Consider the following 14,638-nt stretch of genomic DNA (forward strand, 5'->3'; position numbering starts at 1 on the left):
CCGAGGCGCCGGATCTTCCGGCGAGCCTGTGGATAACTCCGCGGGGGATGCCGAAGTAGCAGGTCAGAGGTCCGTGAGCGGGGCCCGTTCGGGCTGCCGGGCGTCTACGTCGAGGTGTTCGCCGACCCGGTTGACGAGCAGGGTCATCTCGTAGGCGATCTGGCCGATGTCGGCTTCCGCGCCGCTGAGGACGCACAGACAACTGCCGGTGCCCGCCGCGGTGACGAAGAGCACGGCGTCGTCGAACTCGACCATCGTCTGACGGACTCTGCCCGCGCCGAAGTGCCGTCCCGAGCCCTTCGCGAGGCTGTGCAGTCCGGACGAGACGGCGGCGAGGTGCTCGGCGTCCTCGCGTCGCAGCCCCGTGCTCGCGCCCGTCACCAGACCGTCGTTGGACAGCACCAGCGCGTGTCGCACATGATCGACGCGCGCGGTCAGGTCGTCCAGCAGCCAGTCAAGCCCCTGGTTCTGCGCCATGATGCGGTCTCCCCGTGTAGATGTCTCCCCCTGCACCGGAGGATCTCTTTTGCCACCCTTCCCGACGATCCGGCCCGCGGGCAAGGAGGATGGGGGCATGGCGAAGAAGATGACCGATGAGGAATGGCGGGCGTTCGTCTCGCGGGGCACTCGCACGGGCAAGCTCTCGATCGTGCGCGCCGACGGCAGCCCGCATGTGACGCCGATCTGGTTCGTGCTCGACGGCGACGAACTCGTGTTCAACACCGGCAAGTCGAGCGTGAAGGGCCGCAGTCTGCTCCGGGACGGCCGGGTGGCGCTGTGCGTGGACGACGACCGGCCGCCCTACTCCTTCGTGGTGTTGAGGGGCCGGGCGCGGATCTCGGAGGATCTCGACGAGTTGAGGCACTGGGCGGGTCGGATCGGGGGTCGGTACATGGGCGAGGATCGCGCGGAGGAGTTCGCGGCCCGCAACGGCGTTCCGGGGGAACTCCTCGTGCGCGTGACGATCGACAAGGTGCTGGCCGAGCGCGACGTCGCCGACTGACGGCGGCCCGACAGCCCATCGCGCAGGTCAGCCCACCGAGTTGAGCAGCCGGGCGGTGTGCATCCGCCCGGCGTACTCGACGAGCCGGATCAGCACCTCCTTCCCCGAGTCGCGGTCCCGGGCGTCACAGAGCACGACCGGGGTTCCCCGGTCCAGGTCGAGGGCGCGTGAGACGTCCTGGGCGCCGTACGTCCGGGCGCCCGAGAAGCAGTTGACGGCCACGACGAACGGGATGTGCCGGTGCTCGAAGTAGTCCACGGCCGGGAAGCAGTCCTCCAGGCGCCGGGTGTCCGCGAGGACCACGGCTCCCAGGGCTCCTTGTGACAGCTCGTCCCACAGGAACCAGAAGCGGTCCTGCCCCGGCGTGCCGAAAAGGTACAGGGACAGACCGGACCGGATGGTGATCCGTCCGAAGTCCATGGCGACGGTCGTGGTGACTTTGCGGTCCACGCCGTCCGTGTCGTCGATCAACTGACCGGCCTGGCTGAGCAGTTCCTCGGTGCGCAGCGGCCTGATCTCGCTGACCGCGCCCACCAGGGTGGTCTTGCCCACGCCGAATCCGCCGGCGACAAGTATCTTCAGCGCCAGGGCGGTCGTGTCACCGTCGGAGGCGTCGGAGTGCTCGGGGACCATCGATCACTTCTCTCGGTTCGCTTTCCTGTTCTGACATCTCATCTACAGCGCCCGCAGCCCTTCGATCACCTCGCGCAGGATGCGTTCGTCGGGGAGCTGTGCGGGCGGTACCGGGCGGCTGACGGTGACGTGGCCGAGTTCCAGGAGGTCGCCGAGGAGCACCCTGACGACCCCCACGGGCAGGTCCGCGCCGGCGGCGAGTTCGGCGACCGACTGCGTCTCCGGTCGGCACAGCTCGATCAATGCCCGGTGTTCCGGCCCGAGCGCGCGGTCGTCGTCGGCGCCGGGTGCGGAAGGGGACAGCGTGACCAGGGCGATCAGATCGAAACGCACCCCGGTGGGGCCGGGTTTGGTGCGTCCGCCGGTCATGGCGTACGGACGGACCAGAGGCCCGGCCTCGCCGTCGTACCACTGGCTGCCCTGCTCGCGCGGGGCGCCCGTCATGTCGTCGGTCATCTGCGCGGACCGCCCTTCCGGCTCATCCCGCGGCGGGCGGCCGCGCGGCGGCGCGCGGGGGCGTGTAGAGATGCTCGCCGACGCGTTTGACCAGCCGGGCCATCTCGTACGCCACCAGCCCGATGTCGGCGGTCACGGCCGTGAGTACGGCGAGGCAGGAGCCGTCGCCCGCGGCGGCGACGAACAGGAATGCCTCGTCCATCTCCACCATGGTCTGCCGGACTCCGCCGGCCCCGAAGTGCCGGCCGGCGCCCTTGGCGAGGCTGTGGAAGCCGGAGGCGACCGCCGCGAGGTGCTCGGCGTCCTCACGGCGGAGGGCCGTGGACGCGCCCACGGCGAGGCCGTCGTTGGACAGCACCACGGCATGGCGCACCTCGCTCACACGGACCACCAAGTCGTCCAGCAGCCAGTCGAGTTCACCGGAGCGCTGGGCGGCTCTCGTGCTCGGATCCTGGATCATGCGGGGTCTCCTTCGCTGCTGTCGCCGCGCGGTGGGGATTCGGGACGGGCAGCGCGGCCGGGCTGCCTGCCTCCGCCGCGCGCCCAGCCGTCGCGGTAGGCCGCCATGCGGTCCCTGACGATTTCGGGGGTGCGCTGGTCGTCGTGGGACGGGGTCGCCCCCGCCGGTTCGTCCGGCCGTGCCTCGCGCAGTTGGGGGGCGAGGTTCGCCTGCCGTACGCGGCGTGGGAGGTCTTCGGAGGTTTCGGAGTCTTCCGGTGGGCGGTGCAGTCTCAAGGTGGTGACTCCGGGGGGTGCGGTGTGGTTCGTGGACGGCGGCGCGGCCGGTGCCGGAGCCACCAGGGCGGGCCGGTCGGCGGTCGCGTGGACGGGCTCCTGGTGCCGTTCGCCGACGGGTACGCGCGCGTGCTCGCCTTCCGCCGGCCGCCTGGGGTCCGCCGTCGTGCTGGTGGAACGTTCCGCCGAGGGGCTGTGCAGCAGGGCCGTGGGCAGCAGGACGACGGCGGTGGTGCCGCCGTAGGGCGAGGTGCGCAGATGCACCTTGATGCCGTGCCGGGAGGCGAGCCTGCTGACCACGAAGAGGCCCAGGCGGTCGCTGTCGAACAGATCGAGCGCCTCGGACTGCTCGATGCGGCGGTTGGCCTCGGCCAGGGTCTCCTTGCCCATGCCGAGGCCGCGGTCCTCGACCTCGACGGCGTATCCGTTGCCGACCGGCTCGCCGGTGATACGCACGCGGGTGTGGGGCGGCGAGAACTGGGCGGCGTTCTCGACGAGTTCGGCGACGAGGTGCGTGACGTCGGCGACGGCCGCTCCGATGACGGACGCCTCGGGGAGCTGACGTACCTCCACGCGCGCGTAGTCCTCCACTTCGGAGACGGCCGCGCGGACCACGTCGGTCAGGGACACCGGCATCCGCCAGGCGCGTCCGGGCGCCGCGCCGGAGAGGATGATCAGGCTCTCGGCGTGCCGCCGCATGCGGGTGGTGAGGTGGTCGAGCCGGAAGAGGTCGCTCAGTTCGTTCGGGTCGTCCGAGCGCCGCTCCATGCTGTCCAGCAGGCTCAGTTGGCGGTGTACGAGCACCTGGCTGCGGCGGGCGAGGTTGACGAAGACGCCGGAGATGCCGCTGGCCAGCTCGGCGCGCTCCACGGCGGCCCGGAGCGCGGCGCGGTGGACGGTGCCCAGGGCTTCGCCGACCTGACCGGTCTCGTCCTCCGCGGGCGGTCCCGGCGGTGCCTCGGCCCGGATGTCGATCTCCTCGCCGGCGCGCAGCTTGCGCATGGCCTCGGGGAGTTTGTGCCGGGCGATGACGAGCGCGCTGTCGCGCAGGCTCACCAGCTCGACGACGAGGCCGCGGCCGATGCGCACGGAGATCACCAGTGAGGCGGCGACGGCGAGGAGACCGAGGAGTACGGCGGCGCCGGCAGCGGTGAGCAGTCCGCGGGCGAAGGGGTCGGCACGGTCGGTGACATCGCGCCCCGCGTCCTGCTCGATGGTCCGCATGGCTCCCTGCACGCGCGCGTGCGCCTTGCTCCAGGCGCCCTCGGACACCGCGCCCACGGCCCTCGCGCCCGGTGCGACGGCGAGGACCTTGTCCTCGGCGGCCACCACGGTCGTGTAGTCACCGCCGTCGGCGAGCCGCTGCCAGGCCGCTTGTTCCGGGCCGCGCAGGTCGGCCACGGCGGACTCGGTGAGGGTGCGGCGGGTGTCGACGGCGCCGGTGAACAGGCGCAGGCGCGCCCCGTCCAGGCGTCCCGCGAGCCGTGCGCTGTCGAGCACCACGTCCTCCTGGGCCAACGCCTCGCCCGCGCGGGCGAATTCGAGCAGCACGCGCGCGTCGGAGCCGAGTTCGGCGTCCTGGATGCCGGAGAGCGCGCCGCCCACCGTGTACGCGGTCGCGATGGTCCGCGTGTACCGCCCGTAGGCCTCGTCCCAGCCCGTGAGGCGGTCGAGGACAGCGGTGCGCAGGGCGCTCAGCTGCTCCGCGCCGGTCACGAACGCTTCGAGTCGCACGGCCACCGGGGCGGGGAACTCCCCGCTGTCGGCGACCGTTGTCCGTTCACCCAGCCGAAGCCTGGCCACCGCCCGGTCCGTGTCCCGCGCACGGTCCCTCAGGTCGTCGGCGCGCCCGGCGGAGGGGTCGGTCGCGAAGGCCACGGCGGCCGCGCGTTCCGCCTGGAGCGCGGTCACGGCAGCCGCGACGGGCGCCCTGATCTCGGAGTCGACCTTCTGCAACTGGCGCAGCCGGGAGACGTCCTGAGCGGTGGTGACCGTGGCGTAGCCCCACAGGGCCAGCAGGGAGACGACGGGCACCATCAGGAGGCAGATGATCTTGGCACGGACGGTTCGGGGGCGTATGCGCCAGCCCCCCGCACGCGTGGTCGGCTCGTCAGGGGCCCCGGGCCGGGGCTCGTTCGGCCTCTCGTCGGCCGGTGGTCCGGCATGGGCGCGACGGCCGCGCACCGGAGGCGGGGACGGCGTCTCGGCGCCGGCTTCGGTGGTCCTACGGGGTGTGCGCATGGCCTCCTCGCTCGGAAGTGGTTCGGGGGCGTGGCTCCCGTCGCCCGGAAGCGGTCGGGGGCGTGCCGCCCGGTCTCTCGCCGGTCCGGGCCCGCGGTCAGCCGGGGACGCTCTGTGCCGGTCGCCGGGCCGACGCAGATGCCTCGCGCTCCCCTGCCGCGGGCGAGAGCGCCACGAAGGCGGAGGTCAGGAAGAGGTAGGACCCGAGGCCGACGGCGAGGGGGAAGATGAACTGCATCGCCGTGGCCCCGGGCAGGACCTCGGTGGCGGGGGTGACGTCGACGCCGACCGCGAACATGCCGGTGTAGTGCATGCTGCTGACCGCCGCGCCCATGATCAGCGAGGCGACGGTGACGGCGACGGGCGACTTGATGTTGAGCGCCGCCCACAGGGCAGCCGTCGCCGCGACCACGGCGATCACCACCGAGAGTCCGACGAGCAGCGGGTCGTAGGTGACATCGCCGTGGAGTCGTACGGCGGCCATGCCGAGGTAGTGCATGCTCGCGACGCCGAGCCCGGTGGTCAGCCCGCCCAGGAACAGCGCCCGGGTCCGGTCACGGCCGTAACCGACCGCGAAGACGCCGGCGCAGACGACGGCCATGGCGACGACGAGGCTCAGGATGGTGAGCGGCACGTCGTAGCGGATGTCGGTGCCGCTGACGCTGAAGCCCAGCATGGCCACGAAGTGCATGGTCCAGATGCCGGTGCCGATCGCCGAGGCGGCGGTGACGAGCCAGTTGCGGCGCGAACGGCCGGTGGCGCCGAGCGCGCGGACGGTACAGCGCAGGCCGAGGGCGGCGCCGGTGCAGGCCATGACGTACGACAGCACGGGGGTCAGCCAGCCGAGGGCGGCGTGGTCCAGGTGTCCCATGGCCCCGGGACGCTAGTCGGGACAAGGGCGCACGAAGGGGGCGCATTTCGAAAGCTGTTGGAATATGACGTGGAGATGCACTGGAACGATCGCCTCACGCTCGAACGTGTGCACAGCGGCGTCATCCGTGCCGGTGAGGGATCATGCGGAACATGAGCGACGACCACACACATGTGCAGGAGTTCTTCGCCGCCCGCGCCGCGGACTGGGACAGCAGGTTCCCCGACGACGGGCCCGCCTACGCGGCGGCGGTCGCCGAGCTCGGGCTGCGCGAGGGATCTCGGGTGCTGGACGCGGGATGTGGCACCGGACGCGCCCTGCCGCCGCTGCGTGCCGCCGTGGGGCCCTCAGGAACGGTCCTGGGAGCCGATCTGACCCCGGCCATGCTGGAGGCCGCCGTACGGGCGGGACGCGACGCGGACGGGCAGCTGCTCCTGGCTGACGTGGCCGCGCTGCCGCTGCGGTCGGAGTCGCTCGACGCCGTGTTCGCGGCCGGCCTCGTCGCGCATCTGCCGCAGCCCGCCGAGAACCTGCGGGAGTTGGCCCGCGTGGTCCGCCGCGGCGGCACTCTCGCACTGTTCCACCCGATCGGCAGGGCGGCGCTCGCGGCCCGCCAGGGCCGGCAGATCACGCCCGGCGACCTGCGGGCCGAGCCCAACCTCCGAGCGCTGCTCGCCGGTTCCGGGTGGCGGATGACGTCGTACGTCGACGAGGACGACCGCTTCCTGGCGCTGGCCGTGCGGGAGTCCTGAGCGGCCCTCATTCGACGAGTGAGCCGCGCCCGCCGATGCGCCGGGAGCCCCCCCTTCACCGCGTCGTCCCCCTTCTGCCGCCGAGACTCCAACTCTACGTTGAAAAGCAGGAGATGGGACGATCAGCCAGGACAGCAACAGAGGGGGAAGGTGATCGGTATGTGGGGCAGGGTGCGCAAGTCGTTCGCGAGATTGTTCGGTGCCTTTCGCACGGAGTCGGACACGGAGCCGGACCGCGACAAAGACAGCAAGAGCAGCAAGAGCAGCAAGAGCAGCAAGAGCAAGCGTCCACACAATCTCTTCGAGGCCGCCGCCGTGTACGTGTCGGCGTGCGCGGAGGACGACCAGGAACAGATCGACGAGGCGACCGGCTGGGTGTCGCCGGAGGCCCTGTCGTTCGGGGTGAGCGAGCTGGCGTGTCGTGCCGTCATCGCGCTCGCCAGGGAGCGCGACGAATCGCCGCAAACGGTCGCCCGATCCCTGCTCGGGCTCCCGGCGGCCTGACCGGGTTGGCAAAATCGCGGTCGATTCGCCCCGTCCGGCCGGAAAAACGCAGGTCCGGGTGCGCCTGGGAGTCGTGACAAGCGGCTTCCGGTCGCACTAGGGTGCGCGCCGATGGACGAACCGATGGGGAGGCTGGGATGGCCGGGACGGATGAGGAGGCCGTCGCCGCCGCGGACGATGCGCTCTATGTGCTCACGGCGGTGCTGCTGACGCCGGCGCAGTTCCCGAGCGTGCTGGGCGACGACTATCCGGAGGCCTGCGGCTCGCTCGGCCTCGCGCCGCTGGCCGACGGCTACGGCGTGGTGCTCGGCCAGGACGGCGACGGCGCCCGATGGACGGTCGTCATCGACGACGTCTCCCTCGTCGCCGTGGCCATCGCGTCCTGGGACTGCGGCATGGAGTACGACCTCTCGCCCGACGAACGTACGGTCGTGGCGGCCCTGCCCGGGTGGCCGCTGGCGGTCGCGGTCGCCGCTCCGAACGTGCCCCCGCCGCACGACCCCGACCCCGGGGTCGCGGACGGCCCGTCGCTGGCTCCGCCGGACACCAGCGTGTGGGGGCCGGCTCAACGGCGCCTGGGCGCCGACGAGATCGCGCTGCAGTGGGCGACCTGGCGGGAGCAGATCGACGACGCCAAGTTCGCCCCGCCGGGCGGTGGGGCGCAGGCCGCCGCGAGCTCGGAGGAGAGCGAAGGCGAGGACCAGGGCGGGAACGCCGGGACCACCGAGAACGGCGAGAACAGCGCGAAGGGCGAGGACGCCGCCAAGGCCCAGGGTCAGGGCAGCGGCGGCCACAGCGGTGTCCGGCGGGTCCTCGCGGAGGCCCGCGCGTACGTCGACTCCCCGCCGCCCCTCGGCCGCGTCCGGTCCTCCTTCGCTCCGGGCGACGCACGGACCTTGCGCGCGGACGGCCCCGGCTGGTCGCTGGTGGCCAGGACCGACGACATCGCGTTCGTGCTCCTGGACGACAAGCCCGGTGAGGTGCTCCCCGTGGGCCGTGGACCGGAGCTGCCCGGCCTGCTGGAAGCCCTCGACAAGATGGCCGTACGGCCGAGCTGAGCCCGCGCGGAGGGCAAAGCGCGAAACGCGTCAGGCACCGGCGATCGTCGCGGCGCCGGTGCCTTCTGCGGCACCCGTGTCGCCGACCCCCACCTGACGGCGACGTTCCATGTGGCCCCAACCCATGGAGTGCACGCAGCCGCGCCCGCACCATGAGGCAGCTTTCGCGGTTCCGCTCTCCCGGCCCCGGCCGGGAGGCGGCCCGCGCGCCCATGTCCCCGTCTCCCCGCTGCCAGGAGGCCATCATGCGCCTGTCCAGGGCTGTTCCGATCGTCGCCGCCACGCTGCTCGCCACCGCCCTGAGCGGCCCTGCTCCCGCGACGGGAACGGCGGTCGGCGAACAGCACTGCGCCCGTCAGGAGCGTGTGCGCGTGCCGGGTGCCGCCTTCCAGCAGGCCGCCTGCCTCGTGGATCTGACGACGACCGGGCTCGCCGGTACGCCCTACACCGACACCACGGACCAGGCCGGGCTGACGGCGCAGGGCACCCGGACGCCGGCCGGTGTTCCCGGGATTCAGATCGACGGCTACTTCCCCGACTCCTCTCGGTTCAACGCCACCCACGGCTGGCGGCACGACGCGCAGTTCGTGCTCCGGCTGCCGGACCGCTGGAACGGCGGCCTCGTCGTCACCGGAGCCCCGGGCACCCGCAGGCAGTACGCGACGGACAAGGCGATCTCCGACCGGGTGCTCGCGCTGGGATACGCGTACGCGGCGACCGACAAGGGCAACAGCGGCGCCGACTTCTACCGGGACGGCGAACGGCCCGGGGACGCGGTCGCCGAGTGGAACACGCGGACCACTCAGCTGACGCGGGCCGCACGCAAGGCGGTGGCCCAGCGCTACGGGCACGCCCCCCGTCGTACGTACATGACCGGCATCTCCAACGGCGGGTACCTCACCCGCTGGCAGTTGGAGAACCATCCCGAACTGTACGACGGCGGCGTCGACTGGGAGGGTGCCCTGTGGACCGCGGACGGTCCCAGTCTCCTCACCTCCCTGCCCTCGGCCGTGGCCCGCATGCTGGGCTCCGCCCGGGACGAGGACCTGTACGCGGTCGGCTTCGCGCGGGGCTCCGAATTTCTGTGGCCGTACCACGAGCAGGCCTACTGGGGAGTGACCCAGAAGATCTACCGCGCCGAGTTCGACCCGGCGTACGACCCCGGCTGCCCCGGCCCGTCCGCCGGGACGACGCCCGCAGAGATCCTGGCGCCGTGCGCGTCCGATGCCCGCTACGACTACGCGTCGCGTCCGCCGTCCGTCCGCCGGGCCGTCGAGCGCGTCGCCCTCACCGGGCGCATCGGCAGACCGCTGATCACGCTGCACGGTGATCTGGACGCGCTGCTGCCGAAGGCAGCCGACTCCGACGTGTACGCGCGGATGATCGACGCGAGCGGGCAGGGCGGGCTGCACCGCTATTTCACGATCGCGGGCGGGACGCACGTCGACGGGCTGTACGACACCTACCCGGACCGGCTCCGGCCGATCCTGCCCTGCTACCGGTCGGCCTTCGACGCGCTGGTCTCCTGGGTGGAGCGGGGCACCCGACCGCCCGCGGACCGTACCGTCGGCAGGCCCGCGAGCGGTGATGTGCTCAACTCCTGCGCGCTGTCCACCCCGGCCTCACCGGCGGCCGGGTGAGGATCAGCGACCCAGTTCCTTGCGCGTGGCGCGGCGCAGCCTGCGCCGCTGCGACGGATCGAGCGTGAGGTAGGCGGCGGCCGGGACTCCCAGGACTATCAACAGTGCCGCCCACCAGGGCAGCCAAATGAGCAGGATGAGGCCGGCCGCCACACCTCCTGCGGCGATCTTCGCGTTCTTCGACATGTGCGTCGCCTCCTTCGCGGCCACTGCCGCTCTCTGACCTGAAAACGGGTCCGCGCTTCCGGCGGTTCCGAACCGCGACCCTGAGACGACCCTGAGGTGCGGCCCCTACTGGTCGCGGAGGTCCGGGCGCGGCCGCGTGCGCTCACCACTCGGCCGACGCACCGGGCTCCGCACAGGTGAGATACCCACAGCGACCAGGGGTGACCCAGGTCACGGCGCAGTCGAGCCGGAGGGCCTTTCGAGTGTTGTACTCTCGACCACCCCGATCGAGTAGTCAAATTTGAGGAGCGACGCAGACCTGTGCCGAGGCTTCCCGAGGCAACACCGTCCGAGGTCGAGGTAACACTCTCCGAGATCGAGGCGACACCCCCCGAGATCGCGGCAACACTCCCCGAGATCTCCGAACTCGCCCGCTGCCATGCAACGTTCGTACCAGGTGACCCGGCGCGCACCGGCCGGATCGCGTTCTGGCGTGCCGACGGCGCGGCCGTCCCGGCCGTCGCGTCCGGATCCGTCGAGGACCTGGACGTCGTCCTGCCGGGCGGTGACGGGGTCGAGCTGGTGCGCGTGCCGGCCGTTCTGCTCCCGGTGCGTGCCGCCCTGCCCGCGCTCGCGCGTGCGCGTACCTCCTCGCAGGCGTCCGGAGCGGGTGTCTTCTGGGGCACGGCCGCCGTGCTTGCCCTGCAACTCGTGGCCCGCGGACTGCTGTTGCCCGGCCTCTCCGCGGCCGACCACGACGCGTGGCGCGCCGGTCCCCTGCGGCCCGAGAACATCGAACGCGTCCGCGCCCTGGCCGCCGCCATGCCGCCCGAAGCGCACGCGGTCCCCCTGAGCGGCGTCGGGCCGCTGCGGCTACCGGATCCGGAGCGGCTGGTGCGGGCCTTCCTGGACGCGGTCGCGGACGCGCTCCCCCGCTCCCCCGCGGCCGCGCTCGTGACGGGCGGGCCCGTCTTTGCGGCGACAGCGCCGCAGCGGGTACCCGCGCTGCGCGCGTGGGCCGCCGATGTCGCCGCGGGCCACGACGCGGGCGTACGGCTCTCCCTGCGGCTCGATGTCCCGGGCCTCGCCGAGGAGACGCGGGACGATGCGGCGCTGTCGTTCCGGGCGGTCCTCCAGGTGCACAGCGTGAGTGATCCGACGCTGGTCGCGGACGCCGCCGACGTGTGGGCCGGCGCCACCGGCTTCGGCCCCCGCGCGCGGATGGACGCCCTGCTGGCACTGCGCCGCGCGGCCCGCGCCTGGACTCCCCTCGCACCCCTGCTCTCGGCGGCCGTGCCGGACTCCGTGGAACTCGCCGACGAGGAGGTGACCGACCTCGTGGGCGGGGGCGCCGCCGCCCTCGCCGGAGCGGGCGTGGACGTGCACTGGCCCAGGCAACTGGCCCGCGGCCTGACCGCCCGGGCGGTGATCGGCCCGCCGGACGACGAGGCCTCGCCCGCCAGGAGCGCGTCGGACACGCCGTCGTTCCTGTCCGCCGACGCGCTGCTCGCCTTCAACTGGCGGTTCGCGCTGGGCGATCAGCGGCTCACGCGCGACGAGCTGGACCGGCTGGCGGAGGCGAGCCGGCCCGTGGTGCGGCTGCGCGGCCAGTGGGTCCTCGTCGACCCTCAGGAGGTGCGCCGCGCCCACGCCCAGCAGGATCACAAGGTGACGCCCATCGACGCGCTGGGCGCCGCGCTGACGGGCTCCGTGGAGGTGGACGGCCGGCCGGTCGAGGTCCGGCCCACGGGCTGGCTGGCGACGCTGCGCGAGCGCCTCACGGACCCCGAGGGACAGGAGCCGGTGGAGCAGCCGGCCGCGCTGGCGGCGACGCTGCGGGACTACCAGCGGCGGGGCCTGAGCTGGCTGGCGCGCATGACGTCCCTGGGGCTGGGCGGCTGTCTGGCCGACGACATGGGCCTGGGCAAGACGATCACACTGATCGCGCTGCACCTGCACCGGCAGTCGGACGTCGCTTCCGCCGGTCCGACGCTGGTGGTGTGCCCGACGTCCCTGATGGGCAACTGGCAGCGCGAGATCGAGAGGTTCGCGCCCGGCACGCGCGTGCGCCGCTTTCACGGCTCGCGGCGCGATCTCGACACCGTGGCGGACGGGGAGTTCGTACTCACCACGTACGGCACGATGCGCCTGGACGCGGGGCGGCTCGCCGAGGTGCCGTGGGGCATGGTCGTGGCGGACGAGGCCCAGCACGTGAAGAACCCGTACTCCGCGACCGCGCGGGCGTTGCGCTCCATCGGCGCACGCTCGCGTGTGGCGCTCACCGGCACTCCGGTCGAGAACAATCTGTCGGAGCTGTGGGCGATCCTCGACTGGACGACACCGGGCCTGCTGGGCCGTCTCGGCACGTTCCGCGCGCGCTACGCCCAGGCCGTCGAGGGCGGCCAGGACCCGGCCGCGGCGGAGCGGCTCGCCCGGCTCGTGCGCCCGTTCCTGCTGCGGCGGCGCAAGTCGGACCCGGGCATCGCGCCGGAGCTCCCGCCGAAGACGGAGACCGACCGTGCCGTGTCGCTCACGGCGGAACAGGCGGGCCTGTACGAGGCGGTGGTGCGCGAGACACTGGCGGAGATCTCCGCGGCCGACAGCATGGCGCGGCGCGGCCTGATCGTGAAGCTCCTGACGGGCCTGAAGCAGATCTGCAACCACCCGGCGCAGTTCCTCAAGGAGGAGCGGCCGGCGATCGCGGGCCGCTCGGGGAAGCTGGAGCTGCTGGACGAACTGCTCGACACGATCCTCTCCGAGGAGGCCGGGGTCCTGGTCTTCACGCAGTATGTGCGGATGGGACGCCTCATCGAGGAACACCTGGCGGCACGCGGCGTGCCCTCGCAGTTCCTGCACGGCGGCACACCCGTGGCCGAGCGCGAGGCCCTGGTGCGGCGCTTCCAGGACGGTGAAGTGCCCGTCTTCCTGCTGTCGTTGAAGGCCGCGGGCACCGGTCTGAACCTCACCCGGGCCGAGCATGTCGTGCACTACGACCGCTGGTGGAACCCCGCCGTGGAGGCACAGGCCACCGACCGCGCGTACCGCATCGGCCAGACCCGGCCCGTGCAGGTGCACCGGCTGATCGCGGAGGGAACGATCGAGGACCGTATCGCCGACATGCTGAACCGCAAGCGTGAGCTCGCCGACGCGGTGCTCGGCGCGGGCGAGGCGGCGCTGACGGAACTGACGGACGCGGAGCTGGCCGATCTGGTGGAACTGCGAGGGGGAACGCGATGACGGGTCACGACGGTGGCATGGAGCGCACGTTCGCGGCGCTGCCGCCCGCGCACGGGCGTGGGTTCGCGCGGACGTGGTGGGGTCAGGCCTGGCTCAAGGCGCTGGAGGAGACGGCGCTGGACTCGTCGCAGCTCAAGGCCGGTCGCAGGCTCGCACGCGCGGGTGGGGTCGGCGCGGTGTCGGTGCGTCCGGGCCGCATCACGGCCGTGGTGCAGGGCCGCGACCACACGGCGTACCGGGCCGATGTGCTGCTGGCGGAGCTGACCGCCGATGAGTGGGACCGCTTCCTGGACATGGCGGTGGAGCGGGCCGGGCATGTCGCCGCGCTCCTGGACCGCGAGATGCCGCCGCACCTGGTCGAGGACGCGGCCGCCACGGGCATCGAACTGCTGCCGGGGATGGGCGATCTCGAGCCGCAGTGCGGCTGCGAGGCCTGGGACCACTGCGGTCATACGACGGCCCTGTGCTACCAGGTGGCGCGGCTGCTGGACGAGGACCCGTTCGTGCTGCTGCTGATGCGCGGGAGGGGTGAACGCGCCCTCCTGAGCGACCTCCAGACCCGCGGCACGACGCCCGACACCGGCCCGGAGGAACCGCCGGAACTCTCCGAGCCGGAGGGAGTGGACGCCGCGGAGGCGTATGCGACGGGCGGCATCCTCCCGCCGCTGCCCGCGCTGCCCGAGCTTCCCGCCGCGCCCGGAGTGCCGCCGTCCCTGGACACCGGGACACCTCCCGCGGCGGACGTCGATCCGGCCGCCCTGGAGTTCCTGGCCGCCCGGACCGCCGCGGAAGCCCACCGCCTGCTCGCGGAGACGCTGCGGACGGATCCGGAACAGCACATCGCGCCGGCGGAGTTGAGCCTCGAACAGGACGCCGTACGGCTGGCCGCCGGCTCTCCGCACGCGAGCGTGGCCGAGCGGCTGGCCGAGGGATCGGGGCGCGGCCGGGAGGGCCTGTCGACGGCTGTACGCGCTTGGCAACTCGGCGGTGCCTCCGCCCTGTCGGTACTCGACGAGGAGTGGACCGTGGACGGCGAGACGCTCGCACGCGCGCGTGCCGCGCTGGAGTCGGCCTGGGACGAGGAGGAACGACCCTCGCTGCGGGCCCGGGGCAACCGGTGGACGGTCGTCGGCGAACCGGGGCAGCTGCGTCTGGGGAGGGACGGACGCTGGTGGCCGTACCGGGAGGAGCGGGGCCGCTGGGTACCGGCGGGAGGTCCCGCACGGGATCCGGCGACGGCGCTGGCGTCGGCGCGGCTCACAGAGGCTGAGCAGCCGTAGGGAGCGGCGAGGGCGAGCCCGGCGGGGAGACGATGCCACGCCGGTCCGCCAACATCCATGGTT

The 14,638-nt window shown here is 72.8% G+C and carries 14 protein-coding genes; 7 read left to right on the forward strand and 7 right to left on the reverse strand.

The genetic code is table 11. The annotated features are described in order from the left end of the window. Positions 1 to 63: 63 nt before the first annotated feature. On the reverse strand, positions 64 to 477 hold the full coding sequence (locus ACIRD7_RS41500; RefSeq protein ID WP_403461261.1) for a roadblock/LC7 domain-containing protein: 414 nt from the start codon (positions 475 to 477) through the stop codon (positions 64 to 66). 97 nt (positions 478 to 574) lie between these two features. Here ACIRD7_RS41500 and ACIRD7_RS41505 point away from each other — a divergent pair, with 97 nt between their 5' ends. Then, a complete protein-coding gene (locus tag ACIRD7_RS41505) occupies positions 575 to 1,003 on the forward strand; it encodes a PPOX class F420-dependent oxidoreductase (protein ID WP_403461263.1) in 429 nt (142 codons plus the stop codon). A 27-nt stretch (positions 1,004 to 1,030) separates the two neighbouring features. Here ACIRD7_RS41505 and ACIRD7_RS41510 read toward each other — a convergent pair whose 3' ends face one another. The 5 genes from ACIRD7_RS41510 to ACIRD7_RS41530 all read right to left on the reverse strand — a co-directional run bounded on the left by ACIRD7_RS41510 (position 1,031) and on the right by ACIRD7_RS41530 (position 5,939). Then, complete coding sequence (locus tag ACIRD7_RS41510; protein WP_403461265.1) at positions 1,031 to 1,636, reverse strand: GTP-binding protein; 606 nt, start codon at positions 1,634 to 1,636, stop codon at positions 1,031 to 1,033. Between the two features lie 42 nt (positions 1,637 to 1,678). Beyond that, positions 1,679 to 2,092, reverse strand: a complete 414-nt coding sequence (locus ACIRD7_RS41515) for a DUF742 domain-containing protein (protein ID WP_403461266.1) — start codon at positions 2,090 to 2,092, stop codon at positions 1,679 to 1,681. 22 nt (positions 2,093 to 2,114) lie between these two features. After that, the gene (locus ACIRD7_RS41520) at positions 2,115 to 2,552 is read right to left on the reverse strand and encodes a roadblock/LC7 domain-containing protein (protein WP_403461267.1); all 438 of its coding nucleotides are present in this window, start codon (positions 2,550 to 2,552) and stop codon (positions 2,115 to 2,117) included. Further along, positions 2,549 to 5,068, reverse strand: a complete 2,520-nt coding sequence (locus ACIRD7_RS41525) for a nitrate- and nitrite sensing domain-containing protein (RefSeq protein WP_403461268.1) — start codon at positions 5,066 to 5,068, stop codon at positions 2,549 to 2,551. The genes ACIRD7_RS41520 and ACIRD7_RS41525 overlap by 4 nt, the downstream gene beginning before the upstream one ends. 97 nt (positions 5,069 to 5,165) lie before the next feature. Continuing rightward, a complete protein-coding gene (locus ACIRD7_RS41530; RefSeq protein ID WP_403461269.1) occupies positions 5,166 to 5,939 on the reverse strand; it encodes an MHYT domain-containing protein in 774 nt (257 codons plus the stop codon). A gap of 152 nt (positions 5,940 to 6,091) precedes the next feature. On the opposite strand from ACIRD7_RS41530, the gene ACIRD7_RS41535 reads away from it, so the two are divergent. The 4 genes from ACIRD7_RS41535 (at position 6,092) to ACIRD7_RS41550 (ending at position 9,893) form a co-directional block, all read left to right on the forward strand. Beyond that, positions 6,092 to 6,691 (forward strand): class I SAM-dependent methyltransferase, encoded by a 600-nt coding sequence (locus ACIRD7_RS41535; RefSeq protein ID WP_403461270.1) that lies wholly within the window; start codon positions 6,092 to 6,094, stop codon positions 6,689 to 6,691. A gap of 159 nt (positions 6,692 to 6,850) precedes the next feature. Then, on the forward strand, positions 6,851 to 7,195 hold the full coding sequence (locus ACIRD7_RS41540; protein ID WP_403461271.1) for a hypothetical protein: 345 nt from the start codon (positions 6,851 to 6,853) through the stop codon (positions 7,193 to 7,195). Between the two features lie 137 nt (positions 7,196 to 7,332). Beyond that, positions 7,333 to 8,253, forward strand: coding sequence for a hypothetical protein (locus ACIRD7_RS41545; RefSeq protein WP_403461272.1), 921 nt, complete (start codon positions 7,333 to 7,335; stop codon positions 8,251 to 8,253). A 245-nt stretch (positions 8,254 to 8,498) separates the two neighbouring features. Next, positions 8,499 to 9,893, forward strand: a complete 1,395-nt coding sequence (locus ACIRD7_RS41550; RefSeq protein ID WP_403461273.1) for a tannase/feruloyl esterase family alpha/beta hydrolase — start codon at positions 8,499 to 8,501, stop codon at positions 9,891 to 9,893. 3 nt (positions 9,894 to 9,896) lie between these two features. Here ACIRD7_RS41550 and ACIRD7_RS41555 read toward each other — a convergent pair whose 3' ends face one another. After that, complete coding sequence (locus tag ACIRD7_RS41555; protein WP_062704261.1) at positions 9,897 to 10,079, reverse strand: hypothetical protein; 183 nt, start codon at positions 10,077 to 10,079, stop codon at positions 9,897 to 9,899. A gap of 354 nt (positions 10,080 to 10,433) precedes the next feature. On the opposite strand from ACIRD7_RS41555, the gene ACIRD7_RS41560 reads away from it, so the two are divergent. After that, positions 10,434 to 13,295, forward strand: coding sequence for a DEAD/DEAH box helicase (locus ACIRD7_RS41560; protein WP_403461286.1), 2,862 nt, complete (start codon positions 10,434 to 10,436; stop codon positions 13,293 to 13,295). After that, on the forward strand, positions 13,292 to 14,575 hold the full coding sequence (locus ACIRD7_RS41565) for an SWF or SNF family helicase (protein WP_403461274.1): 1,284 nt from the start codon (positions 13,292 to 13,294) through the stop codon (positions 14,573 to 14,575). The genes ACIRD7_RS41560 and ACIRD7_RS41565 overlap by 4 nt, the downstream gene beginning before the upstream one ends. The last annotated feature ends 63 nt before the right edge of the window (positions 14,576 to 14,638 follow it).

It is taken from the genome of Streptomyces sp. NPDC093568, assembly GCF_044764945.1.
GTDB lineage: Bacteria > Actinomycetota > Actinomycetes > Streptomycetales > Streptomycetaceae > Streptomyces.